Annotated in this window: 22 protein-coding genes; 10 read left to right on the forward strand and 12 right to left on the reverse strand. The window is 70.4% G+C overall.

The features are described 5' to 3' along the window. Window positions 1–11: 11 nt before the first annotated feature. The 7 genes from ABD679_RS01490 (at window position 12) to ABD679_RS01520 (ending at window position 5,009) form a co-directional block, all read left to right on the forward strand. Entirely contained in the window at window positions 12–653 is a 642-nt protein-coding gene (locus ABD679_RS01490; protein WP_344758150.1) for a hypothetical protein, read from the forward strand. An 11-nt stretch (window positions 654–664) separates the two neighbouring features. Next, on the forward strand, window positions 665–1,333 hold the full coding sequence (locus ABD679_RS01495) for a FliH/SctL family protein (protein ID WP_344758151.1): 669 nt from the start codon (window positions 665–667) through the stop codon (window positions 1,331–1,333). Further along, window positions 1,330–2,670, forward strand: a complete 1,341-nt coding sequence (locus tag ABD679_RS01500) for a FliI/YscN family ATPase (protein WP_344758152.1) — start codon at window positions 1,330–1,332, stop codon at window positions 2,668–2,670. Before ABD679_RS01495 ends, ABD679_RS01500 begins: the two co-directional genes overlap by 4 nt. After that, a complete protein-coding gene (locus ABD679_RS01505; RefSeq protein ID WP_344758153.1) occupies window positions 2,667–3,158 on the forward strand; it encodes a hypothetical protein in 492 nt (163 codons plus the stop codon). The genes ABD679_RS01500 and ABD679_RS01505 overlap by 4 nt, the downstream gene beginning before the upstream one ends. 11 nt (window positions 3,159–3,169) lie before the next feature. Beyond that, window positions 3,170–3,922, forward strand: a complete 753-nt coding sequence (locus tag ABD679_RS01510; protein ID WP_344758154.1) for a hypothetical protein — start codon at window positions 3,170–3,172, stop codon at window positions 3,920–3,922. Between the two features lie 144 nt (window positions 3,923–4,066). Next, window positions 4,067–4,612 carry a hypothetical protein gene (locus ABD679_RS01515; RefSeq protein ID WP_344758155.1) on the forward strand — a complete coding sequence of 182 codons (546 nt, stop codon included), beginning with the start codon at window positions 4,067–4,069 and terminating at the stop codon, window positions 4,610–4,612. Window positions 4,613–4,700: 88 nt separating this feature from the next. Further along, window positions 4,701–5,009, forward strand: coding sequence for a hypothetical protein (locus tag ABD679_RS01520; RefSeq protein ID WP_344758156.1), 309 nt, complete (start codon window positions 4,701–4,703; stop codon window positions 5,007–5,009). A 440-nt stretch (window positions 5,010–5,449) separates the two neighbouring features. Here the strand turns inward: ABD679_RS01520 and ABD679_RS01525 are convergent, their stop codons facing one another. The 4 genes from ABD679_RS01525 to ABD679_RS01540 form a co-directional block, all read right to left on the reverse strand. Next, window positions 5,450–7,144 (reverse strand): hypothetical protein, encoded by a 1,695-nt coding sequence (locus ABD679_RS01525; protein WP_344758157.1) that lies wholly within the window; start codon window positions 7,142–7,144, stop codon window positions 5,450–5,452. A gap of 82 nt (window positions 7,145–7,226) precedes the next feature. Then, window positions 7,227–8,120 (reverse strand): 5'-nucleotidase, lipoprotein e(P4) family, encoded by an 894-nt coding sequence (locus tag ABD679_RS01530; RefSeq protein ID WP_344758158.1) that lies wholly within the window; start codon window positions 8,118–8,120, stop codon window positions 7,227–7,229. Window positions 8,121–8,209: 89 nt separating this feature from the next. After that, a complete protein-coding gene (locus ABD679_RS01535) occupies window positions 8,210–10,189 on the reverse strand; it encodes a UvrD-helicase domain-containing protein (RefSeq protein ID WP_344758159.1) in 1,980 nt (659 codons plus the stop codon). A 115-nt stretch (window positions 10,190–10,304) separates the two neighbouring features. After that, a complete protein-coding gene (locus tag ABD679_RS01540; protein ID WP_344758160.1) occupies window positions 10,305–12,212 on the reverse strand; it encodes a YadA-like family protein in 1,908 nt (635 codons plus the stop codon). A gap of 311 nt (window positions 12,213–12,523) precedes the next feature. Here ABD679_RS01540 and ABD679_RS01545 point away from each other — a divergent pair, with 311 nt between their 5' ends. Continuing rightward, window positions 12,524–13,165 carry a thymidine kinase gene (locus tag ABD679_RS01545; RefSeq protein ID WP_344758161.1) on the forward strand — a complete coding sequence of 214 codons (642 nt, stop codon included), beginning with the start codon at window positions 12,524–12,526 and terminating at the stop codon, window positions 13,163–13,165. A 40-nt stretch (window positions 13,166–13,205) separates the two neighbouring features. Here the strand turns inward: ABD679_RS01545 and ABD679_RS01550 are convergent, their stop codons facing one another. The 5 genes from ABD679_RS01550 to ABD679_RS01570 all read right to left on the reverse strand — a co-directional run bounded on the left by ABD679_RS01550 (window position 13,206) and on the right by ABD679_RS01570 (window position 18,303). Further along, on the reverse strand, window positions 13,206–16,028 hold the full coding sequence (locus ABD679_RS01550) for a serine/threonine-protein kinase (protein ID WP_344758162.1): 2,823 nt from the start codon (window positions 16,026–16,028) through the stop codon (window positions 13,206–13,208). Window positions 16,029–16,088: 60 nt separating this feature from the next. After that, window positions 16,089–16,652 carry an ECF-type sigma factor gene (locus tag ABD679_RS01555; protein ID WP_344758163.1) on the reverse strand — a complete coding sequence of 188 codons (564 nt, stop codon included), beginning with the start codon at window positions 16,650–16,652 and terminating at the stop codon, window positions 16,089–16,091. Between the two features lie 70 nt (window positions 16,653–16,722). Next, window positions 16,723–17,550, reverse strand: coding sequence for a bifunctional DNA-formamidopyrimidine glycosylase/DNA-(apurinic or apyrimidinic site) lyase (mutM, locus tag ABD679_RS01560; RefSeq protein ID WP_344758164.1), 828 nt, complete (start codon window positions 17,548–17,550; stop codon window positions 16,723–16,725). Between the two features lie 102 nt (window positions 17,551–17,652). Beyond that, window positions 17,653–17,958 carry a hypothetical protein gene (locus tag ABD679_RS01565; protein WP_344758165.1) on the reverse strand — a complete coding sequence of 102 codons (306 nt, stop codon included), beginning with the start codon at window positions 17,956–17,958 and terminating at the stop codon, window positions 17,653–17,655. Window positions 17,959–17,961: 3 nt separating this feature from the next. Next, window positions 17,962–18,303 (reverse strand): hypothetical protein, encoded by a 342-nt coding sequence (locus tag ABD679_RS01570; RefSeq protein ID WP_344758166.1) that lies wholly within the window; start codon window positions 18,301–18,303, stop codon window positions 17,962–17,964. A 284-nt stretch (window positions 18,304–18,587) separates the two neighbouring features. Between ABD679_RS01570 and ABD679_RS01575 the strand changes: the two genes are divergently transcribed. After that, a complete protein-coding gene (locus ABD679_RS01575) occupies window positions 18,588–19,796 on the forward strand; it encodes a DesA family fatty acid desaturase (protein ID WP_344758167.1) in 1,209 nt (402 codons plus the stop codon). Between the two features lie 237 nt (window positions 19,797–20,033). Further along, the gene (locus ABD679_RS01580) at window positions 20,034–20,375 is read left to right on the forward strand and encodes an EF-hand domain-containing protein (RefSeq protein WP_425561820.1); all 342 of its coding nucleotides are present in this window, start codon (window positions 20,034–20,036) and stop codon (window positions 20,373–20,375) included. A gap of 115 nt (window positions 20,376–20,490) precedes the next feature. Here ABD679_RS01580 and ABD679_RS01585 read toward each other — a convergent pair whose 3' ends face one another. From ABD679_RS01585 to ABD679_RS01595, 3 genes are all read right to left on the reverse strand, one after another. Beyond that, window positions 20,491–22,602: a M13 family metallopeptidase gene (locus ABD679_RS01585; protein ID WP_344758169.1), complete on the reverse strand. Its 2,112-nt coding sequence runs from the start codon at window positions 22,600–22,602 to the stop codon at window positions 20,491–20,493. A gap of 157 nt (window positions 22,603–22,759) precedes the next feature. Continuing rightward, complete coding sequence (locus ABD679_RS01590; RefSeq protein ID WP_344758170.1) at window positions 22,760–24,424, reverse strand: MFS transporter; 1,665 nt, start codon at window positions 24,422–24,424, stop codon at window positions 22,760–22,762. Between the two features lie 11 nt (window positions 24,425–24,435). Further along, window positions 24,436–25,845 (reverse strand): DcaP family trimeric outer membrane transporter, encoded by a 1,410-nt coding sequence (locus tag ABD679_RS01595; RefSeq protein ID WP_344758171.1) that lies wholly within the window; start codon window positions 25,843–25,845, stop codon window positions 24,436–24,438. Between the last annotated feature and the right edge of the window lie 128 nt (window positions 25,846–25,973).

Raw genomic sequence — 25,973 nt, forward strand, 5'->3', positions numbered from 1 at the left:
CGGGCGGCGCGATGAGCCTGCAGCGGGTGTTCGCCGGGATCCACCCCGACTGGTACCACCAGTCGGGTGGGGACGGGCGGGATACCGACTTCATCGATGACGCCCTGCTGAAGCGCGCGCAGGACAGCGCGCTCGGCCGCAGGATGCTGGCGCGCTGGCTGATGCGTGAGATCGGCGGCGAGCTGCTGGCGCCGCGCCCGGACGGCGCGATCGCGGCGCCGGTGGTGCGCTGGCCGCGCGCGCGCCTGGCCGGGCTGTTGCGCGACCTCGGCGTGCTGGCGCTGGCGCCGGCGATCCGCGCCGAGGTCCGGCGCGAGCCGGTGCGGCAGCTGCGCCGCGCGCTGGGCAACAGCTACCTGCTGGCGCTGGACAAGCAGGTCTGGGACGGCAAGGTGGAGGCATCGGTCGCGTCGCGCCTGCGCGCCGGACTGGGTGCCGCGCTTGCCGATTCCCACGACGACGCACCGCTGCACGCGCTGTTCGATCGCCAGGGCCGCGGCGAGCTGCACGCCTGGGCGGCACAGGGCGATCCTGCGCTTGCCGAATGGATGCGGCTGCAGTTCCCGCGCGAAACGCCCGCGCCCGCGCACCTGCCGCCGAAGCAGGTGCAGTTCCTGCACGACCACCATCTCGCCCGCACGGGCGGGGATTGACCGGAACCGCCATGCCCGCCGAACCCGTCCGCAGAAGCGCCTCCGCAGCCACGACGCCTGCCACGGTCGCGGTGTTCGAGCCGCGCCGGTTCGAACGCGCGCTGGCCGGCAACGTGGTGCCGGCGCGGCACTGGCAGCGGATCGACGAACTCGACGCGCTGCTCGAACAGGTCAATGCGCTGTACGAAGAGGCCGGCAGGGAGATCGAGCGTGCGCGCGAAAAGGGCCACGCCGAAGGCTTCGCCGAAGGCCTGGCGCGCGTGCAGCAGCAGATGACCGAGCACCTGGCCGCGCTCAACGAGCGCCGCGCGCGCGTGCTGGCCGATGCCAGCAGCCGCGTCACCGAGCTGGCCTGCGCGATCGTGGCGCGCATCGCGCCGGACTTCGACGCGCGCAGCGTGGTGCCGCCGCTGGTGCTGCAGGCGGTTGAGGCCGCGCAGGCCGAGCAATTCCTGATGATCCGCGTGCATCCGTCGGTGCGCGAGGACGTCGCCGCCGGCCTTGGCGTGGTGCGCCAGGCGCATCCGGCGGTGGGCGTGATCGAGCTGGTCGAGGACGTCAGCCTCGATCCGCTCAGCTGCGTGGTGGTGTCCGAGGCGGGCGAAGTGCGCGCCGGCGTCGCCCAGCAGATCGAGGCGATCCGCACCGCGCTGGCGGGCGTGGGGAGCCACGCCGGATGAACGCCCCGCAGGCCGCCGTGTCCGCGATCGATCCGCTGCTGGGCGCGCTCGCGCGGGTGCAATCGGTCGAACGCGTCGGCCGCGTCGCCGAAGCGCATGGCACCCTGATCCGCGCCACCGGCCTGAAGGCCTCGATCGGCGAGCTGTGCATCCTGCGCAACCCGCCCGGCGAGGGCGACCAGGCGTTCCGGCTGCCGGCCGAAGTGGTCGGCGTGTCGAAGCAGATGACCCTGCTCACCCCGCTGGGCGCGCTCGAAGGCGTGTCGGCCACCACCGTGGTGCACGCCACCGGCCGCCAGGCCGCGGTGCGCGCCGGCGACGGCCTGCTCGGCCGCATCCTCGACGCCCACGGCGAGCCGATCGACGACAAGGGCCCGGTCGGCGACACGGTCGAGGCGCCGATCTACGCCGCCTCGCCCAACCCGCTGGCCCGGACCCTCATCGATCGTCCGTTCGCGACCGGCGTGCGCGCCATCGACGCGACCATGACCACTGGCGAAGGCCAGCGCGTGGGCATCTTCGCCGTCGCCGGTGGCGGCAAGAGCACCCTGCTGGGCATGCTCGCGCGCGGCGGCGACGCCGACGTCAACGTCATCGTGCTGGTCGGCGAGCGCGGCCGCGAGGTCAACGAATTCATCCACGACAACCTCGGCGAGGCCGGGTTGAAGAAGTCGGTGATCGTGGTCGCCACCTCCGACCGCCCCGCGCTCGAACGCAGCCGCGCGGCCTGGGTGGGCACCGCCATCGCCGAGTACTTCCGCGACAAGGGCCAGCGCGTGCTGCTGCTGCTCGACTCGGTGACGCGCTTCGCGCGCGCGCTGCGCGACGTCGGCCTGGCGGTCGGCGAGCCGCCGGCGCGGCGCGGCTTCCCGCCGTCGGTGTTCAGCGCGCTGCCGCGGCTGTTCGAGCGCGCCGGCAACAACGACAAGGGCTCGATCACCGCCTTCTACACCGTGCTGGCCGAGGACGAGGACGGCGGCGACCCGATCGTCGAGGAAGTGCGCTCGATCCTCGACGGCCACATCGTGCTGTCGCGCAAGCTCGCCGCCGCGCACCACTACCCGGCGATCGACGTGCTCACCAGCCTGAGCCGCGTGATGACGCGCGTGGTCGACGACAAGCACCAGCGCGCCGCCGGCCAGTTGCGCAAGTACCTGGCCAAGTACCAGGACATCGAGCTGCTGCTGCAGCTGGGCGAATACAAGCGCGGCACCGACAAGGACGCCGACGTCGCGATCGAGAAGATCGGCGCCATGCGCCAGTTGCTGCAGCAGCCCCCGGCCGAACTGGTGCCGTTCGACAAGTCGGCCGACGCGCTGCGGAGGCTGTTCGGATGAAGCGCTATCCCCTCCACACCCTGCTGCGCCTGCGTGAACACCGCACCGAGGCCGCGCGCCAGGTGGTGCTGGAAAAGCAGCGCGCGGTGCAGGTCTGCCGCGACGCCTGCACCCGGATCGAGCACGAGATCGTGCAGCTGGGCAACGAGCGCGCCCACCAGCGTGCGCGCCTGCTCGACCCGCCGCCGCCCGGCGTCGACTGGGCGACCGTGCTGGGCCAGCGCGAGGCGCATGTCGACTGGCTGGGCGGGCAGATCATGGCCGCCCAGCAGCGCCTGGCGCAGGCGCAGAAGGCGCTGCGGGACGCCGAACAGGCGCTGGCCCGGGCGCGCGAGGACTTCTTCCGCGCCAAGGCGCGGCAGGAAGCGCTGGAGAAACGCCGCGACAGCTGGCGCGGCGAGCAGCGCGTGCTGGAAGAGCGCAAGGAAGAGGATATTGCCGCCGACCTGATGCTCGCCCGCGGGCAAGCGTCGCGGCCATTGCACTGAGGAGGACGACCATGGGTATCGACCGACATTCCGACCGCGGCAGCGACCTGCTCGCCCAGCGCGTGCTGGACGCCCGGCGCGCCGACGCGAAACTGCAGTCCGAGCGCGAAACCCCCAGCTCGGAAGCCGTCGAACGCTTTCGCGCTGCCATGCAGAAGCAGGCCGATCCGCAGGCTCGGCAGCAGGCCGCGCGCCAGGTGCCCGGCCAGCAGGCGCAGCCGCAGGAACTGCAGGCAAAGGCCGGCGACGCGGGCAAGCACGCCCGCGAGGCGCGCCAGGAAGCCACGCGTGGCGACCAGGGCGCGCTGGAGCAATCCGCCGCCGCCAGCGTCCGCGAACGCGTCGACCGCAAGGAAGACTCCGGCCGGCAATCCTCGTCGCGCCAGGACGGCACGCTCGACATGGCCTCGATGTTCCAGGCGCAGATGGCGCTGCGCAGCGACGCCCCGCCCATGCCGACCGCGCCCACGCCGGTCAACACCCATGCCTTCGCCGACCTGATCCAGCGCCACGTGCGACAGATGGCCGCCAGCGACAGCGCCGCGCGCGAAGGCGACGGCCAGGTGCTGCTGCGCATGTCCGACGCCACCCTGCCCGGCACCGACCTTCTGCTCAGCCGCACAGCGACCGGCTGGCGCCTGCAGGCCGACTCCCGTTCACGCAGCAGCTACGACGCCATCCGCCAGGCTGCGCCGGAGCTGGCGCGGCGGTTCTCACAACACAACCTCGGCCATCTCGAAGTCGACCCCCGCTTCAACGGTTGAACCCTCCATATAGGGTCGCCCCTAGTTGCAGGGCATGGACAGACCCGTACACTCGAATTCAAGTCGTTCCCACGCGTTGCGTTCCACAGGTAACCCTTCATGGCTCGACCACCTCGCCGACCAGTCAGAAAACAGGCTCCGCCGATGGCGGTAGCGCTGCAGCAGGCTGCGGTCGTGGGCACGCCCGGGCAGGAACAGGTTGAGACAGCGCGGGAAAGCGAAGACACGGCGATTCGCGCCAAGGTCGTTTCCGATTTCGAAGCCATGCTGCGGGAGCAGCCCGGGCTGGACGAAGGCGGCCTGGAGTATTTGATCGGTGTTTTCCGCGAGACCGTGCAGCACGCGCCGATCGAGGCGAAGCTCACGCCCTTCGACCAGGACGGCATGGCGAACACGCTCAATGACCTGGTCGAAAGCGGTGCGATCAACGAGGACGAGCGCAACTCGCTTGCACGGAAGTTCGACGAGATGCTCAGTCCGTTGGACGACAAGGAAGTCCAGGTCGCGCTGGAGTTTGCGCGCCGATGTGAAGCGGATGGCGAAGCGTCTGCACTGGAGTGGCTGGAAGCGCAGCGCGAAGCGGCTGCGGAATCCAAGCGTGCCACGCGCGAGGCCGGTGCAGCGCCGCCGAGCCAGGAAAAGGAACGCGTGCTGCGCAGAGGGTATCGGACACGGGGTCCTCCGGCTTGAGCACCGGCCTCCGCGAGGAGGCGACCGGATGTAGCAAGCCCAGATTCAAATCATTCCCGTAAAAAATTGCATTCCAAGGAGATTTCCCATGGCCGATATCCTTTCTTCCTTCAACACCGCGATGTTCTCCCAGGGCGTCAAGCAGGGTTCCAGCTCTGTGTCCGGCAGCACCGGTTCCAAGAGCTGGCTGGCCGCGATGGTCGAGGGCCAGATGAACGCGCTTGACAAGAAGGCCGGCGAAATGAAGTCGCTGTCCGAGAAGGTCAGCTCGTCCAACCCGAGCACCATGGCCAAGTTCCAGGTGGCTTCGCAGGAGTTCTCGCTGCTGATGAACACGGTCACCACCGTGATCAAGACCATCGGCGAGGCCCAGAGCAACGCGGCGCGCAAGCAGTAATCCGGCGCGCTACGCCTTCCGGCATCGATCCCGCCACGGGGTCGATGCGGAGGCCAGACAGAAGGCCCCTGCGGATGCGGGGGCTTTTTTTTGTGGTTACTTTCTCCCACCCGGGGCGAATGGCGGCGCGTCGATTTGATGAGCGGGTGTGTGCGGATGGCCTGGTCGAGAATGTCGTCCGGCACCAGCCCAGCCTATGGCCGTCGCCGCCCATTGATTTCGACCCAAGGCCATCCGTGCCTGCGCTGAAAACCACAGGGCGATGGCGACGAAGAACGCAGGGGCAAGCCTGCCGCCAGCGGCGTTGCCGAGCAAAACCGCAATCGACGGGCAGAGGCCGGTGCCTGGCACATGTTCGTGCTCTTGCTGGGACGCCCCCTTACCCAGCGTGTGCCCGGTCCGGTGTGCGCGCGTCTTCGAACCGATTGCCTGATGCGGGGTCAGCGCCGGCGTGACATCCAGCGCGCCACGCCCCAGGCGATCACGCCGGCGGCAAGCCCGCACATCGCCAGCGCGGCAGTGGAATTGCGATCGGAAATCGAATCCGCAAGCCGGCCGTCGCTGCCGGCGAAGACGATGATGGCGCCGGCCAGGCAGCCATAGGCGATCAGCGTGAGGATCCAGAACAGCCACTGCATGGCCCGCCTGGCATCGCGCTCGGCACTGGCTTCCCTGCCTTCGGACGTGTGGCCTGCGGCACCCACGGCCCACAGCAGCCGGGCCAGGCCGCCCTGTGGCATCGAGGACATCCTGCGGTCGCGCTGGCGGCGCTGCGCGCCGTCGAGCGTGTGGCCCGCCGGATTCATCGCATTTTCCGCGCGCTGCGAGGTGGCGGCGTCGTGCGTCGGCAGGATCACGCCGCGGGCGTCCGCGGCCGGGTTGGTCGGCGCCGCGGCCATGGTCAGGCCGGGGGCCGACAGCGCCAGCGGGTTGCCGGCAGGCGTGAATGTCGTTGCCTGTGCGAGCGTGCCCGGCGCGGCGGCTGCCGTCGCCAGCGCAGCCGCGCGCGCAGCGGCCAGGGCGGCTGCATCGGCGCGCGCCGCCAGCTGGGCATTGCCCGGTGGCATTGTTTGCGCGGCAAGCTGCGCGGCGTCGGCGCGCGCGGTGGTCGCGGGGCCGGCGGGCTGCTGCGCCATCGCCGTGGCCACGGTCGCGGCCGGGCCGGTTGTGCCGGCCGGACCGCTGTTGCCGGCTGCCGCCATGGGGCCGCCGGCGGCGAAGGCGGAGATCGGCGCGCCGGGGCGCGCGCTGGCCAATGTTGCATTCGCGTTGAGGACCGACACCGGCATGGCGGCGAATTGCGCGCGCGCGTCAGCCCGGACGCCCGGACCGTAGTAGGCGGACTGCGAGGCCTGGGAATACTGCGGTGGTCCGGACTGCTGCGCGGCGGCCGCCTGGGGGCTGGCATTGCTGTTGTACTGGGCGGCAGGGGAGGCCGCCATCATGCCGGGCGCCCGCTGCAGCGGGTTCATGGCCCCGAACAGGCTGTTGCCGGGCTGGTGGAGGGTGTTCAGCGTGTTGCCGATGATGCCGGGCTGCTGGTTGCCGCCGAGGTTGGGTACACCGTTGCCGTTGTTGCCGACGCCGTTGTTGTTACCGAATCCGTTGCCGTTGCCATTGTTGCCGACGCCGTTGTTGTTACCGAATCCGTTGCCGTTGCCGTTGTTGCCGACGCCGTTGTTGTTACCGGATCCGTTGCCGTTGCCGTTGTTGCCGACACCGTTGTTGTTGCCGGCATTGCCTGTGTTGCCTGTATTGCCGGAGTTCCCGGTGCCCGTGCGGCTTGCAGGATCCCTGCCGCCCGTAGTGCGGTCGCCGTCGCGCCTGTCCGGGCGCTCGGTACGGTCCCGGTTGATGAGCGTGTCTACCAGCTGGTCGACATGCCCCGGGAGATTGCCGCTCAAGCTGACCATCGCACCATCTCCCGGGAAGTTCCCGACGCAGATACCCGATTGGAGGCTATGCCATAGCGCGCAACCGGCATCACCTATGGCAAACCCTAGGTGGCGGACCAGCGTCGCGGAACCGGCACGCGGCGCGCACGGAACGCATAAAAAACGGGGAAGGCGTGACCTTCCCCGTGAATATCCGGCCGGAGCCGGAAAGGACTTTCGGTTGTGGCATGGCTCCGGCACGAAAGGCCGGACCCGCACAGGCTAGCGCCTGACTGAACCTAATGCAATACCTGAAATGAATTCATGTAACTCGTTGATATTTCTAGTTTGAAAATTCCATGGCCTTCCATTTCGCATCGCGCCGCTCTGCCTTCGGCTGGGCCCAGTCGTTGTTGAACAGGGCCGGCTCCCAGCCGCCGTAGGTGGGATTGGGCAGCATCCACCAGCGCTCGCCGAACCAGGCGCCGTACTCCTCGAGCAGGCCGTCGCGGCCCTGCGGGGTGTTGGCGACGACTTCGACGAAGTCGCCCAGCTGGTCGCCGAACTGCATCAGCACACGGTACTTCTGTCCCGCCAGGCGGCGACGGCAGTTCTTCTCGCTGCCGTCCTGCTCGCAGCCGGGCACCACCGTACCCAGGCCCAGGAACACGTCGTCGCTGGCCACGGGCATGCCGACCGCCTTGAGATTGGCCAGCGTGGCTTCCTTCAGGTGCACGGCGCGGTTGGACAGATACAGGATGGTCACGCCCTTTTCCGTGGCGGCGCGGGCGAAGTCGACCACGCCCGGGACGGCCTTGGCCTTCTTCTCGGCGACCCACAGGTCCCAGGTCGGGTCGCTGTACTGCGCCTGGTCGCGGATCAGGCGCGCCTGGTACGGCGAGTTGTCGAGCACGGTCTCGTCGATATCCATGATGACCGCGGGCTTGAGGCCGGCGGTGGCGCTGGCGTTGTCGCGTTCGGACGGCACCAGTGCGTCCCAGTCCGGTCGCGCCAGCGCGGCATCGAGCTGGTCGGCGGCGGCGCGGTAGACGGTTTCGGCCGCGGCCCGGTATTCGGCCGAGGTCTGCACCCACAGCACCGCGTTGAGGTTGTCGTCGGCGACGACGCCGGTGCCGGCCGTCGCGGGCGTCGCGTCGCTGCGCGCGCCGGTGGACGCGCAGGCCGCCAGCGACAGCGCGGCGGCAAGGAGGGAGGCGGCGAGGATCGGGTGGCGCATGGCAGGAACAGCCGGCAGTGGGGAGGCCCCGAGTCTAGCGAAGTCCTGCGACGGGTGATCGGCAGGCGCGCACCCGTGCGCACGCCGGCTCAGCCGTCCAGCATCGCCCGGATCGCCGCGAAGCCCGCGTCCGCCCGTTCTTTCCTGCGCGCCGCGTCGGCTTCCGGATCGGCACCGTCGCGCTGCAGCTCTGCGGCGGGCAGTTCGTCGAGGAAGCGGCTGGGCGTGAGCCGCAGCTTGCTGCCCCAGCGCTGCGCTTCGCGCGAATGCGACAGCCACAGCTGCTCCTTGGCGCGGGTGATGCCGACGTAGAGCAGGCGCCGCTCCTCGTCGAGCCGGCCCTCGTCCAGGCTGGCCTCGTGCGGCAGGGTGCCGTCCTCCAGGCCGACGATGAACACGTAGCGGAACTCCAGCCCCTTGGCCGCGTGCAGGCTCATCAGCCGCACCTGGTTGCCGGCATCGCCTTTGTCGGCGTGGCTGAGCAGGGCCAGCGAGGCGGCCAGTTCGCCCGGGCCGGCGCCGCCGCGGGCGCCGTCGAACCAGTCGGCCAGCTCGTCGAGGTTGCCGCGGCGGATCGCGAACAGCTGCTCGCTCTTGCACTGCGCGCGCAGCGCGGCGAGCAGGCCGGAGCGCTCGTTGAGCGTGCGCACCAGTTCCGACGGCGGCAGGCGCGCGGCATCGGCGCGCAGGCCGCGCACCAGGTCGACGAAACCGCCCAGCGCGTTGGATGCCCGCGGCGGCAGCTGCTTGAGCAGGCCGATCGACTCCGCCGCGCGCGACAGTGGCAGGTGCGCGTGCGCCGCCAGTTCGGCCAGCTTCGCCAGCGACGTCGCGCCCACGCCGCGCGCCGGCGACTGCACCGCACGCAGGAACGCCGCGTCGTCCTCCGGGTTGGCCAGCAGCCGCAGCCAGGCCAGTGCGTCCTTGACCTCGCCGCGGTCGAGGAACGCGGTGCCGCCGGACAGGTGATAGGGCACGCGCAGCAGCTGCAGCGCCTTCTCCAGCGCGCGCGACTGGTGGTTGCCGCGGAACAGGATGCAGAAGTCGCTCCACGGCGCGGCGTGCTTCTGCGCGGTGAACTGGATTTCGGCGGCGACCTTCTCGGCCTCGTGCGCGCCGTCGCGGCATTCCCACACGCGGATGCGCTCGCCGTCGGCCTGCGCGCTCCACAGGGTCTTGGGGTGTTCGTGCGGGTTGTTGGCGATCAGCGCGTTGGCCGCGCGCAGCACGCGGTTGCTGCAGCGGTAGTTCTGCTCGAGCTTGACCACCTGCAGCGCGGGGTAGTCCTGCGCGAGCTGCGACAGGTTTTCCGGGTTAGCGCCGCGCCAGGCGTAGATCGACTGGTCGTCATCGCCCACGCAGGTGAAGTGGCCCTTGTCGCCGGCCAGCGCGCGCAGCAACCGGTACTGCGCGTCGTTGGTGTCCTGGCACTCGTCGACCAGCAGGTAGCCGATGCGCTCGCGCCAGCCCAGGGCGACGTCGGCGTCGTTCTCCATCAGTTGCACGGGCAGGCGGATGAGATCGTCGAAGTCGACCGCGTTGAACGCCGCCAGCCGCGCCTGGTACTTCGCGTACAGCGCGGCGGCCTCGCGTTCGCGCGTGGACAGCGCGGTTTCCAGCGCCTGCTCCGGCGACAGCCCGGCGTTCTTGGCGCGCGAGACCAGCGCCTGCATGGCCTGCACGGCGTCGGGCTTGGCGCCGGGCAGCAGGTCCTTGAGCTGGGCGGCGCTGTCGTCGGCGTCGAAGATCGAAAAGCCGCGCCGCAGCCCGGCCTTTGCGTGCTCGACCTGCAGCATCTTCAGGCCCAGTGCGTGGAAGGTGCTGATCGTCAGCCCGTCGGCGCCGTCGCCGCGGATGCGCTTGCCGACGCGCTCGCGCATTTCCTTCGCCGCCTTGTTGGTGAAGGTGATCGCCGCGATGCGCCTGGCGGGATGGCGGCCGGACTGGATCAGGTGCGCGATCTTCTCCACGATCACGCGGGTCTTGCCGCTGCCGGCGCCGGCGAGCACCAGCATCGGGCCCTCGACGTGCGCGACCGCGGCGGATTGTTGGGGGTTGAGGCCGTGCATCGGGACTGCGGGAAAGACGGACGCGCATCTTACCCGCGCCGCCCCGGCGCCGTGGCGCGACGCGCGGCAGTGCGGTCGCCGCCAATGGACGGCGGCCGCACCGTGTACTGGCGGTTTACCAGCTGAAACCCGCGCCGCCCATCACGCTCGACTCGCCGCCGCCGAAGGCCGCGCCGATCGAGACGCTGGCGCGGTTGCCGATCGCGCGCTGGTAGCCCACCGCCAGCGCCGACTCGCCGTTCTGGCCGCCGACGCCCACGCCGACGCGGTTCGCCCCGGCCAGCCCGGCGGTGTTCATTGCCATGCCGGCGTAGGCGCCGCTCATCGCCGCGAGCTTGTCGATCCGGCGATCCTGTTCGCGGAAGCGCTGGTCGACGTCCTGGCGGAAGGTGTCGAGCTCGCTGTTGAACTGTGCGAACACGGTGTCGGTGTAGGTGTTGGCCGCGTCCAGCGTCTGCACCGCGACGGTATCGGTGTAGTCGTTGGCCGAGGCGAGGGTGGCCGCGTCGCCGGCATCGGCGTGGGCATTGGCCGAGGCGAGGGTGGCCGTGTCGCCGGCGTCGGCATGGCCGTTGGCCGAATCCAGCGTGCCGGCGGCGATGGCGTCGAGCTGGCCGCGATTGACCGCGTCGCCCGCCGCCACGCCGTCGGCCACGTTCGAGACCACGGTGCCGTCAGCGCCGTCGAGGGTGATGGTGGCGTTGCCGGCATCGTCGTATTCGACCGCCAGTGTGCTGCCGGTGCCTGGGCCGGTGGGGCCTTCGGGGCCTTCCGGTCCGGTATCGCCCTGCGGGCCCTCGGGGCCTTCCGGTCCGGTATCGCCCTGCGGGCCCTCGGGACCTTGCGGTCCGGTGTCGCCCTGCGGGCCCTCGGGACCTTGCGGTCCGGTGTCGCCCTGCGGGCCCTCGGGACCTTGCGGTCCGGTGTCGCCCTGCGGGCCCTCGGGACCTTGCGGTCCGGTATCGCCCTGCGGGCCCTGGGGACCTTCCGGCCCGGTATCGCCCTGCGGTCCCTGCGGCCCCGCCGGCCCCTGCGGCCCTTCCGGGATCGCATCGATGTTTGCCTGCAGCGAATCCAGCCGGGTGTCGACCGCGGCGAAGGCGTCCCCGACATTGTCGTAGCTGCTGCCCTGGATGCTGTAGCTGGGCGCGGTGAACACGCCGCCGCCGAAGCCGGCGCCGCCGCCGAGTGCCGCAACGAAGCTGCCGAGCTGGCCCACGGTGGCCGCGTCGTGGTCGCCGATGCCGTCGGCGAGGTTGATCAGCCGCCGCTGCAGGTCGCTGCCGAAGGCGTCGCCCTCGAAGTCCAGGTCGGTGGCCAGGTGGCCGAAGGAGACAGTGTCGGCTTCCGAGGCGACCGAGTCGCTGCCGATGGCCACCGCGCGGTCGGCGTCGTCCAGCACCCGGGTCTTGACGCCCAGCGCCACACCCTCCTCGGCGTGGACCTGCGCGCCGTTGCCGACGGCAATCGCACGTGCCGCGGTGGCCTGCGTGAAGCGGAAGGGATCGATGTTGGTGGCCGAAACCCCGAGAAAACCGCCCAGTGCCAGGCTGTTCTCGCCGGTGGCCTGGCTGTACACGCCGCTGGCGGTGCTGAACTGGCCCGTGGCGTTGCTGGAGACGCCCAGCGCGATCGCGCCCCAGTCGCTGCTCCGCGAGCTGCCTCCCAGGGCGAGCGACCAGCTACCGCTGGCGTGCGAGTCGACCCCGATCGCAGTCGTGCTGCTGCCCGTGGCATGGGAGTCGTAGCCCAATGCCACGGCGCGCCCGCCCGTGGCCTCCGCGCTCGTGCCGAATGCGGTGCTGACCACCCCGGTTGCGACGGCGTCCTTTCCGCAGGCGGTGGTCCTGTCGTCCTCGGTGCCGGTGTCGGCGCCACCGTTGTCCTGGGTGCCGGTTTCGCTGTCTTCCAGGATGCAGGTGATGCCGGCCATTGCCGGCAGGCTGGCGCCGGTGCCGCAGGCGAGCAGCAGCGACAGGGCGAGGGGGCGGATTCGGGGAATGCGCGACGACTGCATGGTCATGCTCCTTGTCATTGAAGAAGGGTCGGCAAGGCGCACGATGCGGCGTCCCTGCACGCGGGTGTGCAGCGACATCGGGCAGGCGGTCGGGGAAACCGGTGGTCTTCGGGGTGTGGCAGGATGCTTCGGCCGCGTTACGGGCCTGGAGTGGGGTGCCGTCGCGGCGGCGCGTCGACTGGTGCTGGCGCATCGGTGCGCGTCAATCGGTCTGAAGTTCCTCCCCGAACCTGCCGATCGTTCGCTGCCCGTGCACTATGACCCCTGCGCCCGCCCGGGTCCGGATGCAGCGCACGGTTCGCGCATAAAATGCGCGCATGGCGAAGCTGTACTTCTACTACTCGGCGATGAACGCCGGAAAGACCACCACGCTGCTGCAGAGCGCGCACAACTACCGCGAGCGCGGGATGCGGGTGGCGATCCTGACCCCGCGCCTGGACGACCGCGCCGGCGTGGGCCGGGTGGCGTCGCGGATCGGCCTGAGCGCCGACGCGGCGGGCTTCGGCGCGGACGACGACCTGCTGGCGTGGGCGAACGCCGACATCGCCGCCCACGGGCGCCTGGACTGCCTGCTGGTGGACGAGGCGCAGTTCCTGCGCAAGCCGCAGGTGTGGCAGCTGAGCGAGGTGGTCGACCGCCTGCGGATACCGGTGCTGTGCTACGGCCTGCGCACGGACTTCCGCGGCGAGCTGTTCGAGGGCAGCCAGTACCTGCTGGCGTGGGCGGACGAGATCACCGAGATCAAGACCATCTGCCACAGCGGCAAGAAGGCGACGATGACCGTACGCGTGGACGACGACGGCTACGCGGTGCAGGACGGGCCACAGGTGGAGATCGGCGGCAACGAGCGCTACCTCTCGGTCAGCCGCGCCGAGTTCAAGAAGGTCGTGCGCGGCGACCGGATCGAGCCGCAGCAGGAGCGGCTGCCGCTGGCGCCGCCGCGCGACGGGTCGGGCTGACCGCGCCGGCAATCGAACGGCAATCCGGGGGCGTGGAACCTCAGCGCGGCGCCTGCGGGGCCGACCGGCAACCGTCGCCAATCGCGTCGATCTCGCGCACTACCGAGCCGCCCTCGGGCTGGGCCTGCTGCAGGGTCGCGTCCAGTGCGTCCAGTTCGGCGAGGACCTGTTCGCGGCGCGGACCGTGGCAGGTGCGCTCGGCCAGGTAGGCGCGTGCCAGCCAGGCGATGCGGCGCTGCTCGATGTCGCCCGGGGCGAGGTTGGCGAGGCGTTCGAGCTGGCCGATGGCGGCGGTGTCGCCGTCGCGCGCGCGGAACCGTGCCAGCGACAGCTCGCCGCGCAGCGTATGCGGGTGCGCGGGACCGTAGCCTTCGTGCACCAGGGTCGCCGCGCGCTGCAGCTGGCGTTCGGCGGTGGCGTGGTCGCCGAGCGCGGCGCTGGTTTCGCCCAGCAGGCGCAGTGTGTCGCCAACGATGCCGGCGTGGTTGCCGCGCATTGCTTCGCGCAGACGCAGGGATTCGTGCAGCTGCAGCCGTGCCTCGGCGTCGCGGCCGAGGCCGTGCAGGATCATCGCGCGGTTGAACAGGTGCGAGGCGAGCATCTGCGCATGGCCGGGCTGGCGCGAGATGGCGATGGCGCGGTCGAGGTTGCGCAGCGCGGCAACGGTGTCGCCGCGCTCCCAGTCGACGATGGCCAGGCTGTTGTAGTTGCGCGCCACTTCCTCGTGCCCCATCCCCAGCCGCGCCAGCAGCCAGGCCTGGCTGCTGGCGAACTCGGTGGCGGCCTCGCTGTAGCGGCCGGCGTCGACGTGCAGCGCGGCCAGTTGCCGGCGTGCGTCGACGGCGGCGCGGCTCTGCGCGCCGCGCAGGTCGAGCGCCAGCGACAGCGCCTTGCGGCAGTCGTCCTCGGCGCCGCGGATGTCGCCCTGCCCGCGGCGCAGCGCGCACAGGTCGCGCAGCAGGGTGATCGCCAGCGGGTGGCGGTCGCCGACGCGGGCGCGCAGCTGGGCGAGCGCGTCGCGCATGTCGCGCTGCGCGCCCGCGGTGTCGCCGGCGGCCGCGCGCAGGCGGGCCAGGTCGGCCAGGTTCTCGACCACGCCGGCCTCGTTGCGCAGCGGGTCGCGGCGCAGCGCCAGCGAGCGTTCGAACATCAATCGCGCCGCGTCGCGCTCGCCGGCATGCTGCTGGCAGCGGCCCAGCTGCGAATAGAACTCCGAAGCCTGCGCCGGCAGCGCATGGTCCTCGCGTCGGGCCAGCTCCTGCCACGGGCGCATGCCGGTGATGCATTCGGCGTAGCGGCCCAGCATGCGCCGGGTGTGGCCCAGGTCGGTGGCCGACTCCAGCCGCAGGCTCGGCGGCACATCGTCGAGCGCGTCGATGATCGCGGCCTGCCGGTCGAGCAGGCTGGACGCTTCCTCGTAGTCGCCCAGCCCCAGGCGCAGGCGCGCGATCACGCCGAACAGCTCCGCGCGCGCCTCCGGCTGCCGCGCCAGCTCCTGGTTGCCGCGCGCCACGCCGGCCTCCAGCAGCTGGCGTACGTCCAGCGGCACGCCCTCGGGCGTGCTGCCGGCGTTCTCGAACAGACCGACGACGAAATTCTTCAGCGCCTGCGCGCGCGCGCCCTCGCGCACGAACTGGTGCGACTGCCACATCACGATCCCCAGCGCCGCGGCGAACGTCACCGCGACCAGCGCCGCGCTGGCCAGCGCCCAGCGGTGGCGGCCGGCGTACTTGCGCAGCCGGTAGGCCAGGCTCTGCGCGCGCGCGTGCACCGGCTTGCCGTCGAGGTAGCGCTGCAGGTCCAGCGCCATCGCCTCGACCGACGGATAGCGCTGCTCGGCATGCTTGGCCAGCGCCTTGAGCACGATGTTGTCCAGGTCGCCCGCCAGCTGCCGCGCGCGGCGGCGCGGCGCGGCCGGGTCGCCGCCCTCGTCGGCGTTGCGCAGCCGCATCGACGACGGCTTCGGCGGGTCGGCGCCGAGGATCGCCTCTTCCCACTCCGCATCCGTCTGGCGCTTGAGCAGGTAGGGCTTGGCACCGCTGAGCACCTCGTACAGCACCACGCCCAGCGAATACACGTCGGTCATCGTGGTAACCGGCTCGCCGCGGATCTGTTCGGGCGCGGCGTAGTGCAGGGTGAACGCGCGCAGCCCGGTGCGGGTGTTGTCGGGCGCCTGCTCGGCGGTGTCGAGCAGCTTGGCGATGCCGAAGTCGAGCAGGCGCACCTCGTCGAGCGGGGTGACCAGGATGTTGGAGGGCTTGAGGTCGCGATGCACGATCAGGTTCGCGTGCGCATGGCTGACCGCTTCGCAGACCTGCATGAACAGCCGCACGCAAGCGTGCACGTCGAGGTCGCGGGCCTTGCACCATTCGGTGATCGGCTCGCCCTCGACGTAGTCCAGCGCCAGGTAGGGCTGGTTGTCGGCGCTGATGCCGGCGTCGAGCAGGCGCGCGATGTGCGGATGGCCCAGGCGCGCGAGGATCTGCCGCTCGCGGGTGAAGCGCAGGCGCAGGTTGGGGTCGGCCAGCCCGGGGCGCAGCAGCTTGAGGGCCACCCGGCGCTGGTACAGGCCGTCGGCGCGGCTGGCCAGCCACACCTGGCCCATGCCGCCCTCGCCGAGCAGGCGCTCGAGCTTGTACGGGCCGATCAGGATCCCCGGCCGCGCGCCGGGCATCGGCGCGACCAGCGGTTCGGCCAGGAAGTCATCGCCCTCGGCCTCCAGCGCCAGCAGGCCGGCCAGGTCCTCGGCGAGTTTCGGGTCTTCCTCGCGCAGCGAGGCCAGGCTGCGTTCGCGCGCGTCGGGTTCGAGCTCGAGCAGGGCGTCGAGCAGCGGGGACAGCCGTTGCCAGCGTTCGGCGTCCACGGTCAGCGCCCGGTGCCGGTGTGCGCCCTGCCGCTTGCGCCGCCCCCGTGCATGGCGGGCTCAGTCGCCCTGCAGCGACGCCAGCAGGAACAGCTTGGCCTTCTGCCAGTCGCGGCGGATGCTGCGCTCGGAGCGCTTGAGCAGCTCGGCGATCTCCAGCTCCGACAGGCCGGCGAAGTAGCGCAGCTCGACCACGCGCGCCAGGCGCTCGTCGACCGCGGCCAGCTGGTTGAGCGCGGTGTCCAGGCCGAGCATGTCCTCGTCCAGGCGCAGGCCGCCCTCGATTTCCTCCGGCAGCTCGGTGACCCGGTGCAGGTCGCCGCCGCGCTTCTGCGCCATGCGCTGGCGGGCGTAGTCGACCACCACCGAGCGCATCGCCGATGCGGCGTAGGCGAAAAAGTGCGCGCGGTCGTCGAACTGCGCCTCGCGCCGGCCGATCAGCTTCAGGTAGGCCTCGTGCACCAGCGCGGTGGCGTCCAGGGTCTGGCCGTGCTGGCCGGCGAGCTGGCGCCGCGCCATCGTGTGCAGTTCCTGGTAGAGCGTGGCCAGCACGTTGTCGAGCGCGCCGCGGTCGCCGCCGCGCGCGGCATCGAGCAGGGCCGTGATGTCGGCGGTCTCGGACATGGCGTTCCCTCCCCTGGAAGGGACCGATCATAGCGCGCGATCGCGGCGCCGGCCGGCCGGGGGCTTTCGCCTAGCGCTGGCAGTGCCCGCACCAGACCGTCGCGCGCTGGCCGATGCTGGCCTGCTTCAGCGGCCGGCCGCAGTTCGGGCAGGGCGCCCCGCCGCGGCCGTAGGCGCTCAGTTCCTGCTCGAAATAGCCCGGCGCGCCGTCCGGGGCGAGGAAGTCGCGCAGCGTGGTGCCGCCGCGGGTGATGGCGTGCTCGAGGATGCGGCGCACGGCCCCGGCGAGCAGGCGGTAGCGCTCGCGCGAGACCCGGCCGGCGGCGCGCAGCGGCGAGATGCCGGCCGCGAACAGCGCCTCGGCGGCGTAGATGTTGCCCACGCCCACCACGATCGCCTGGTCCATCAGGAAGGTCTTCACCGGCGCGCGGCGCCCGCGGCTGCGGGCGAACAGGTAGTCGCCGTCGAACTCGTCCGCCAGCGGCTCCGGCCCCAGCCCGCGCAGCAGCGGATGCACCTCGCCCGGCGGCTGCCACAGCAGGCAGCCGAAGCGGCGCGGGTCGTTGAAGCGCAGCACGCGACCGAGCGTCCGCCCGGTGCCGGCAAGCGCGATGTCGAAGTGGTCGTGCGTGCGCAGCGGGGCATCGGCCGGCAGCACGCGCAGGCTGCCGGACATGCCCAGGTGCAGCAGGGCGCTGCCGGCGGTGGTGTCGAGCAGCAGGTACTTGGCGCGCCGGCGCACCGCGTCGATGCGCTGCCCCGGCAGCAGCGTGGCGACCTCGGGCGGGATCGGCCAGCGCAGGTCCGGCCGCCGCAGCGCCACCGCGGCCACGCGGCGGCCCTCGACGTGCGGCGCCAGGCCGCGCCGGGTGGTCTCGACTTCGGGCAGTTCGGGCATGGCGCAAGTGTCGCAGACGGCCATTGGCCGCGGCAGGGCCGCGCGACGAAAAACCCGGCCGTGGGGCCGGGTCTGGATCGATGCGCGCACTGGCTGCCCGGATCAGCTGTCCGGGTCGATGCTCAGGCTGTCGACGGTGCGGCGCAGTTCGCGCCCGCTCTGCACGCCCAGCTCGCGGGAGGCCGCGGCCAGCCATTCGTCGGCCGCGTCCTTGCCGTCCTCGCGGATGCGGCGGGCGTATTCCGGTGCGAGTTCGGCGACCGCGGCGCCGAGGTCACGCTGCACGCGGTCGTAGTGCTCGACCAGGATGTCCTGGTCGTGCTGGGTAAGGACCCGGCCTTCGCGCAGGGCGACGATCGAGTCCAGCCACCGCTGACGCTTCTCCCAGTCGGAAGACTCGTCGGTCATCGATCAGGCGTCGTAGCCGGCCGCCAGGCCGTCCACGAAGTTGCTGGCCAGGCTGGCCACGAAGTCGCCGCCCTCGATGCCCGACAGGTCCAGCCCCTGCAGCGCCTTGGACGCTTCCGGCAGGAGGATGTTGTCGACCGCCTGCGAGAAGAAGTTCACCGCCGTGTCCACCAGCGGACCGGCGATGGCCTGCACGATCGGGCCCGAGCCCGGGATCACCGTGTTGGCGTAGGTCGAGATCGCCGTGGTGAGGAAGCCCGGCGCCATGTCGACCAGGCGTTCGGCGAGGTTGCCGAGGAAGTTGCCGCCGGCGTTGGCCAGGTTGTCTACGATTCCTCCGAACATGTCGTCTTCCTTTTCGATATTGGCGTGGATGGCCGCCGGTACGCTGTGCGAGGGGTGCACCGATCGACTGCAGTCCGAGTGTTGCAGCGCCCGCGCGGGCGCGACAGCTGGGGATAACCCCAGTGCGGGCGTGTCCATCCGCTCGGCGCGGAACCTGAATGGCCGCAGGCGCGTACGCCCCGGTCAATCGATGAACGAGGCCGGCCATACGTCCGCGAAGGGATGGCTTTTGATCCGGCCTGCCCCCATCATGCGGGAGGTACGCTCACCAGAAAACGGTTCCGATGCCTGCCTCGATCCTCGATTTCCTCGCCGGTGGCCTGCTCCAGTTCGGCTGGGGCGCCATGCTGCTGTACCTGCTCGTCGCCACCCAGCTGACCATCTTCGCGGTCACGCTTTACCTGCATCGCAGCCAGGCGCATCGTGGGGTCGACTTCCATCCGGCCATCGCGCACTTCTTCCGCTTCTGGACGTGGCTGACCACGTCGATGATCACGAAGGAATGGGTGGCGATCCACCGCAAGCACCACGCCAAGTGCGAGACCGAGGAAGATCCGCACAGCCCGATGCACAAGGGCATCAGGACGGTGTTCTGGCGCGGCGTCGAGCTGTACCGCGAGGCGCGCGGCATGCGCGCGGACATCGAGCAGTACGGCAGGGGCGCGCCGGACGACTGGATCGAGCGCCACCTGTACACCCCGTACGCAACGATGGGACCGACCGCGCTGCTGTTCATCAGCTTCGCCCTGTTCGGCTTCATGGGCGTGGCGGTGTGGGCGATCCAGATGGCGTGGATCCCGTTCTGGGCCGCCGGCGTGGTCAACGGCCTCGGCCACTGGTGGGGCTACCGCAACTTCGAGACCACCGACACCGCCACCAACCTCACCCCGTGGGGCGTGTGGATCGGCGGCGAGGAGCTGCACAACAACCACCACGCGTTCCCCAGCTCGGCCAAGTTCGCGCTGCGCAAGTGGGAGTTCGACATCGGCTGGGGCGCAATCAAGGGCCTGCAGAAGCTGCGCCTGGCCAAGGTGCTGCGCGTGGCGCCGTCGCTGGACGTGCGCCCCAACATCCACGTGCCCGATTCCGACACCATGCGCGCGCTGCTCGCGCACCGTTTCCAGGCGATGACCGACTACCAGCGCGACGTGCTCAAGCCGGCGCTGCGCGAGGAGGCCCGCATCGCCGGCGCCAGGCTGCGCGCGCTGCTGCCGCGGCAGCTGCGCAAGGGCATCGTCGACGATGGCCGCTGGCTCAAGCCCGATGCGCGCCAGCAGCTGCAGCAGTGGGTGGACGCGCGCCCGCGCATCCGCACTCTGGTCGAATACCGCGCCCGCCTGGCGGCCGTGCTCGAAACCCGCACCGCCAACGCCGGCGAATCCCTGCGCAACCTGCAGGACTGGTGCCGCGAAGCCGAAGCCACCGGCATCCGCGCGCTGCAGGACTATTCGGCGCGGCTGAAGGGCTATTCGCTGCAGCCGGCGCGGGCGTAGCTCCGCGTCACCGCGTGATCCTCGATGGCGGGCCAATGGCCCGCCATCCGCTTATGTGGGAGCGGCTACAGCCGCGAGCCTTCGCACCCTCCACTGCGAAGGCCGGGGTGAGGAGTGTCTTCCGGGTCAGCCCGAACCGTGGGCACCCCCTCCCAGCCTCCCCCTGCCGTCGCAGGGGGAGGGGCAAAAGCAAAAGCTCGCGGCTGGAGCCGCTCCTGCACCGGAGTGGTGGCTAGAATGCTGGCGATGAAGTTCCTGCCGCTCCTGATCCTGTCTTCGCTCGTGCCACTCGCCGCGCACGCGCAGGTCAACGCCACCAGCGACTACCTCTCGCGCATGGACAGCGACGGCGACGGCCGCATCTCGCTGGTCGAATACCAGGACTGGATGAGCTACGCGTTCGACGCCATGGACCGCAACGGCGATGGCACGCTGACGCCCGACGAACTGCCCGGCGGCAAGGGCAAGCCGGTGACGCGCGCCGAATACCGCGCCCGCATCGCCGCCACGTTCAACAAGCAGGACGTGAATCGCGACGGCAGCCTCAGCGCGCGCGAGCTGTCGGCACCGCCGCAGTAGGAAAGTCCGGCCCGCCGCGTTCGCTTGATGACGACGTGGCCGGACTGGTCGCCGGTGCGGAACCCGCGCCGGCGTGTCCGGCGACGCGGCCATCCCGCGCGCCGGGCGTGCCGTCCTACCAGATCTTCACGCGGTCCCCTTCGTCGAGGTAGAGCTTCTGGCCCGGTTCGACGTCGAAGGCCTTGTACCAGGGATCGATATTGCGCACGGTCAGCGCGCGGTACGCCCCGGGTGCGTGGACGTCGCCGACCACCCGCGCGCGCAGCGTGGGTTCGCGCATCTTGGTGCGCCAGGCCTGGCCGAAGGCGAGGAAGAAGCGCTGGTCGCCGGTCAGTCCGTCGATCACCGGCGCTTCCTTGCCGTCCAGCGATGTGCGCCAGGCACGATAGGCGGCCTGCAGGCCGGCGACGTCGGCGATGTTCTCGCCCAGCGTCTGCGCGCCGTTGATGTGCAGGCCCGGCAGCGGCTCGTAGGCGTCGTACTGCTTTACCAGCCGGTCGGCGGCGGCCTTGAAGTGCGCGCTGTCCTCGGGCGTCCACCAGTTGTGCAGCTGACCGTCGGTGCCGAACTCGGCGCCGGTGTTGTCGAAGCCATGGCTGATCTCGTGCCCGATCACCGCGCCGATCGCGCCGTAGTTGGCGGCCGGATCGGCCCCGGGATCGAAGAACGGTGCTTCGAGGATCGCGGCCGGGAAGTTCATCGCGTTCTGCAGGGGCAGCTGGATCGCGTTCACCGTCTGCGGCGTCATCCACCATTCGCCCGGATCGATGTCCTTGCCCAGCTTCGACAGCTGGTAGCGGTACTCGCGCTCCTCGGCACGCAGCGCGTTGCCGAGCGGATCGTCGCGGCGGATCTCCAGCGTCGAATAGTCGCGCCAGGTGTCCGGGTAGCCCACGCTCACGCGCATGGTCTCGGCCTTGGCCTTGGCGATCTTCTTCGTCTCCGGAGTCATCCAGTCCAGCTGGTCCACGCCGTCGCGGAACGCGGCGAGGATGTTGTGCACCATCTGTTCGACCTGCGCCTTCGACGACGGCGGGAAGTACTGCTCGGCATAGCGCTTGCCCACCGCGTCGCCCAGCGCGTTGCTGGTGGCGGCTACCGCGCGCTTCCAGCGATCCTGCTGCTGCGGCGTGCCCTGCAGGGTCCTGCCGTGGAAGTCGAAGTGCAGGTCGGCGTAGGCCTTGGGCAGCAGCGCCGCGCTGTGATCGAGCGCGTGGAAGCGCAGGTAGTCCTTCCAGGCCTGCAGCGACTCGCTGGCGACCAGCGCCGACAGCCCGCGGATCGCGTCGGGCTGCCAGGCGACGATGGTCTTCTCGCCGGCCAGCCCGGACGCGTCGAGGAACGCCGGCCAGTCGATGCCCGGCGCCTTGTCCGCCAGCGCCGCGGTCTCCCACGGATTGTTGCCCTTGTGCACGTCCTGGCTGTCGAGGACGCTGGCGTGGACCTTGGCGATCTTCATTTCCAGGTCGAAGATCGCCTTCGCCTTGTCTTCGGCATCGGGCGTGCCGGCCTGCTCCAGCAGCGCGGCGATGTAGGCGCGGTACTTGTCGCGGTTTTGCGCCATCGCCTTGTCGGCCGACAGGTAGTACTCGCGGTCGGGCATGCCAAGGCCGCCCTGCATCAGCGTGGCGACGTTGCGCGGCGGGCCTTCCAGTTCGCGCGCGACGAATACGCCGAACAGGTTGCCGGTGTGGAAATTCGTGTAGTTGAGCGGGTCGGTGTCGGCGCGCACGCTGGCGCCGATGTAGGTCGACAGCGCCGGCAGCGAGTCGATGGCGTCGATCGAGTCGAGCACCGGCTGCAGCGGCGCCAGGCCGTGCTGTTCGATGCCGGCCTCGTCCATGTACGCGGCGTAGTAGTCGGCGATCCTGCGTTCGTCGCTGCCCGCGGCCGGGTCTGTTTTCTCCAGTCCCTGGATCAGGTCGGCAGTGCGCTTTTCGGCCAGTTCGAACACCTGCACGAACACGCCCGTGCTGGAGCGGTCGTCCGGGATCTTCGCGGTCTTCTCCCAGTTGCCGTTGGCGTAGGCGTTGAAGTCGTCGCCGGGCGCCACCGACTTGTCGATGCCGGCCAGGTCGATGCCCGAGGCGGCGGGTGCCGCGTCGAGGGCGGCCGGCGCGGCCTGCGTGGCGTCCTGCGCGGGCGAGGGCGTGCGCTGGCAACCGGCCAGCACGCCGGCGAGGGCGACGGCCAGCGCCGCGAGGGCGAGGGGGCGGTTCGAGGGCATGTGCGCTCCTGGGAAAAGAGAAACATGCATGCTGCGCCCGTGTCCGTTCGCCGCATGTGCAGGAAGTCACCGCCTGCGTGCCGTGCGCCCCGTTGCGGAAGAAAAGACGCCGGTCCTCGCGGACCGGCGTCGTCGACGCGGGGGGATTCGCGGCGGACTACTGGGTGATGTCGCGGTCCTTGGTCTCCGGCAGGAACAGGCAGCCGACCACGAAGGTCATCAGCGCGATGATGATCGGGTACCAGAGGCCGTAGTAGATGTCGCCCTTCCAGATCACCAGCGCCAGTGACAGCGAGGGCAGGAAGCCGCCGAACCAGCCGTTGCCGATGTGGTACGGCAGCGACATCGAGGTGTAGCGGATGCGGGTCGGGAACAGCTCCACCAGCCAGGCCGCGATCGGCCCGTACACCATGGTCACGTACAGCACCAGGATGAACAGGATCAGCAGCACCATCGGCTTGTTCATGCGTGCCGGGTCGGCCTGCTCCGGATAGCCATGTGTGTTCAGGGCGGTACGCAGTTCGGCCCCGAACGCGGCGGTCCTTTCCTTGAGCTCGTCCGTGGCCAGGCTGCCGCCGTCGAACGACGCGATGCGCTGCCCGCCCACGTCCACTTCCGCGACCGCGCTGGCCGGCACGTCGACCACCGTGTACGGCACGCTCGCCTTGATCAGCGCGCTGCGGGCGATGTCGCAGGAGCTGGTGAACTTGGCGGTGCCCACCGGATCGAACTGGAAGCTGCAGGTCTTCTGGTCGGCGTGCACGGTCACCGGGCTGGCGGCGCTGGCGTCGTGGATGGCCGGCGTGGCGTAGTGGGTCAGGCCCTTGAACAGCGGGAAGTAGGTCAGTGCGGCGAGCAGGCAGCCGGCCATGACGATCTTCTTGCGCCCGATCTTGTCGGACAGCCAGCCGAAGAACACGAAGAACGGCGTGGCCAAGGCGAGCGCGGCGGCGATCATCAGCCAGGTCGTGGTGCTGTCCACGCGCAGGATCTGCTGCAGGAAGTACATCGCGTAGAACTGGCCGCCGTACCAGACCACCGCCTGGCCGGCGGTGGCACCCAGCAGCGCCAGCAGCGCGATCTTGCCGTTCTTCGAGAAGAAGCTCTCGGTGATCGGTGCCTTGGACTGCTTGCCCTCGGCCTTCATCTGCTGGAACAGCGGCGACTCGGCCAGCTGCATGCGGATCCACACCGACACGCCCAGCAGCAGGATCGACAGCAGGAACGGAATGCGCCAGCCCCATTCGGCGAACGCATCCTTGCCCATCAGCGTCTGGCAGCCGAGGATCACCAGCAGCGACAGGAACAGGCCCACTGTCGCGGTGGTCTGGATGAAGCTGGTGTACAGGCCGCGCTTGCCGTTGGGCGCGTGCTCGGCGACGTAGGTCGCCGCGCCGCCGTACTCGCCGCCCAGCGCCAGGCCCTGCAGCAGGCGCAGGGCGATCAGGATCGCCGGCGCGGCGATGCCTATGGTGGCGTAGCTGGGCAACAGGCCGACCACGAACGTCGACAGGCCCATGATCACGATCGTGATCAGGAACGTGTACTTGCGCCCGACCATGTCGCCGATGCGGCCGAACAGCAGCGCGCCGAACGGGCGCACCGCGAAGCCGGCGGCGAACGCCAGCAGGGTGAAGATCATCGCGCTGGCCTCGTTGAGGCCGCTGAAGAACTGCCTGGCGATGATCGCGGCGAGCGATCCGTACAGGTAGAAGTCGTACCACTCGAACACGGTGCCGAGGCTGGAGGCGAAGATGACCTTCTTGTGCCCCTGGGTCAGCGTGCCGGCCTTGGATGCCGGTGTCACGGGAATGCTGGACATGGTGTCTCCCCTTAGAAGCTGTACTTGACGGTGGTCTGGATGCGCTTGAGGTCGCCCTCGCGATCGTCCTCGAGCGAGCGCTGGCCCCACATCAGTTCGGCGCCGACGTCGAGCTTCGGGATCGGCGAATAGATCAGGTTGGCGTGGAAGGACTGCGCGCGTTCGGTCACGCCGAAGCCGGTCAACGCCTTGTCGTTGTCGAACTGCGCCGCCGAATACATCAGGTTGCTGCGCAGCTTGCCGTTGAAGGCGTGGCGCCAGGCCACGAAGCCGCCATAGCCGTCGAGCGCGTGCAGCTCGCCGTTGGCGTCGAGCACCGTGTCGGTGCCCAGCCCGAACGCCATGTAGCGACCGATGCCGCTGCCGGCGTTGGCCATGTAGCGGATGTCGTCGCTGGCGCCGAGGTTGAACTTGCCCGACACGCTGACCGCACCGCCGGTCTCGGTTTCATCGCCGTACTTGAACTGGCGCAGCAGCGCGGCCACCGTGAAGTGGCCCCAGTCGCCCCTGGTGATCCAGCGGCCGGTGAAGTCCGGCAGCACGCCGTCGCCGCTGTTGAAGCGCGAGGCGCCGAGGTACGAGGTGACCGTGGTCTGCGGGTTCTCGATCGAGAACGACCATGGCCCGCTGGTGTAGCGCAGCTGCGCCTGGCGCACGAAGGTGGTGCCGTCGGTGACGCCGACGAAGTCCACCGCCTCGGGCAGCGCCGCGGTGTCCTGGAAATTCGACCAGGTCTGGCCGGCCAGCCAGTTGTTCCAGCTCACGTAGGCCTGGCGCAACGTGATCGCGTAGGTGTTGGTCGAGGTTTCGTTGCCGGCGAAGTTGTTGTTGCCGCCGCCGTACATGTCGGCCTCGATGTAGGCCTTGAGCGTGTCGCCGTTGTCGGTGACGGTGTCCGAGCTGAACCAGAAGCGCGAGAACTGCGCGTGCACGTCGGTGTACGGGTCGCCGCCGTCCGCGCCCGCGTCGCCCACCGGGATCGCGCTGGGCAGGTAGAACAGGCGGCCCGCCGAACCGTCGGCGATGCGACCGTCGCTGGTGTCGGTGGCCATCGCGTCGAACTTGATGAAGCCGCCGTAGGTGAACGTGGTGCCGGGGTTGCCGCCGGCATTGATCGCCGTGGCCTGGATCGGCTGCTTGCCGGCCGGCACCGCGGCGGGCGCCTGCGCCTGCGCGGTCTTCACTTCGGTGACCTGTGCCTGGGTGTCGGCGACCGTGGCCTGCGTCTGCTGCTGCTGCGCCACCAGCTGCTGGACCATCTGCTCGAGCTGCGCGACGCGGGCTTCGAGTTCCTTCTCCTTTGCCGTCTGCGCCAGCGCTGCGCCGGGCAGCAGCAGTGCGACGGTGACCGACAGCGCCAGCAGGCGGCGGTGTCCGGTCACGGCGGACAGGCGTCCGCCGGTATTGCCGATGACAGTCATGGCGTTCCCTCCCGAGGGCTGCGATCTGGATGCGCCGGCAGGGTGCGCGAGCGCCACTGGCGCGTCGATTCGCCATTGGTCGCCTAGACGAAGGTCTAACGCCGGCCATCCGGCGATGGGGCACACTT

Origin of the sequence: Luteimonas lutimaris (assembly GCF_039537065.1) — a bacterium.
Classification (GTDB): domain Bacteria; phylum Pseudomonadota; class Gammaproteobacteria; order Xanthomonadales; family Xanthomonadaceae; genus Luteimonas; species Luteimonas lutimaris.

What these genes read in the sequence shown, in the direction of transcription:
- ABD679_RS01595 (WP_344758171.1), bottom strand. Translation starts at nt 25,845, where the DNA reads ATGACTGTCATCGGCAATACCGGCGGACGCCTGTCCGCCGTGACCGGA.
- ABD679_RS01540 (WP_344758160.1), bottom strand. Translation starts at nt 12,212, where the DNA reads ATGACCATGCAGTCGTCGCGCATTCCCCGAATCCGCCCCCTCGCCCTG.
- ABD679_RS01500 (WP_344758152.1), top strand. Translation starts at nt 1,330, where the DNA reads ATGAACGCCCCGCAGGCCGCCGTGTCCGCGATCGATCCGCTGCTGGGC.
- ABD679_RS01545 (WP_344758161.1), top strand. Translation starts at nt 12,524, where the DNA reads ATGGCGAAGCTGTACTTCTACTACTCGGCGATGAACGCCGGAAAGACC.
- ABD679_RS01510 (WP_344758154.1), top strand. Translation starts at nt 3,170, where the DNA reads ATGGGTATCGACCGACATTCCGACCGCGGCAGCGACCTGCTCGCCCAG.
- ABD679_RS01570 (WP_344758166.1), bottom strand. Translation starts at nt 18,303, where the DNA reads ATGTTCGGAGGAATCGTAGACAACCTGGCCAACGCCGGCGGCAACTTC.
- ABD679_RS01505 (WP_344758153.1), top strand. Translation starts at nt 2,667, where the DNA reads ATGAAGCGCTATCCCCTCCACACCCTGCTGCGCCTGCGTGAACACCGC.
- ABD679_RS01575 (WP_344758167.1), top strand. Translation starts at nt 18,588, where the DNA reads ATGCCTGCCTCGATCCTCGATTTCCTCGCCGGTGGCCTGCTCCAGTTC.
- mutM (WP_344758164.1), bottom strand. Translation starts at nt 17,550, where the DNA reads ATGCCCGAACTGCCCGAAGTCGAGACCACCCGGCGCGGCCTGGCGCCG.
- ABD679_RS01565 (WP_344758165.1), bottom strand. Translation starts at nt 17,958, where the DNA reads ATGACCGACGAGTCTTCCGACTGGGAGAAGCGTCAGCGGTGGCTGGAC.
- ABD679_RS01495 (WP_344758151.1), top strand. Translation starts at nt 665, where the DNA reads ATGCCCGCCGAACCCGTCCGCAGAAGCGCCTCCGCAGCCACGACGCCT.
- ABD679_RS01555 (WP_344758163.1), bottom strand. Translation starts at nt 16,652, where the DNA reads ATGTCCGAGACCGCCGACATCACGGCCCTGCTCGATGCCGCGCGCGGC.
- ABD679_RS01535 (WP_344758159.1), bottom strand. Translation starts at nt 10,189, where the DNA reads ATGCACGGCCTCAACCCCCAACAATCCGCCGCGGTCGCGCACGTCGAG.
- ABD679_RS01515 (WP_344758155.1), top strand. Translation starts at nt 4,067, where the DNA reads ATGGCGGTAGCGCTGCAGCAGGCTGCGGTCGTGGGCACGCCCGGGCAG.
- ABD679_RS01530 (WP_344758158.1), bottom strand. Translation starts at nt 8,120, where the DNA reads ATGCGCCACCCGATCCTCGCCGCCTCCCTCCTTGCCGCCGCGCTGTCG.
- ABD679_RS01520 (WP_344758156.1), top strand. Translation starts at nt 4,701, where the DNA reads ATGGCCGATATCCTTTCTTCCTTCAACACCGCGATGTTCTCCCAGGGC.
- ABD679_RS01590 (WP_344758170.1), bottom strand. Translation starts at nt 24,424, where the DNA reads ATGTCCAGCATTCCCGTGACACCGGCATCCAAGGCCGGCACGCTGACC.
- ABD679_RS01580 (WP_425561820.1), top strand. Translation starts at nt 20,034, where the DNA reads ATGCTGGCGATGAAGTTCCTGCCGCTCCTGATCCTGTCTTCGCTCGTG.
- ABD679_RS01490 (WP_344758150.1), top strand. Translation starts at nt 12, where the DNA reads ATGAGCCTGCAGCGGGTGTTCGCCGGGATCCACCCCGACTGGTACCAC.
- ABD679_RS01585 (WP_344758169.1), bottom strand. Translation starts at nt 22,602, where the DNA reads ATGCCCTCGAACCGCCCCCTCGCCCTCGCGGCGCTGGCCGTCGCCCTC.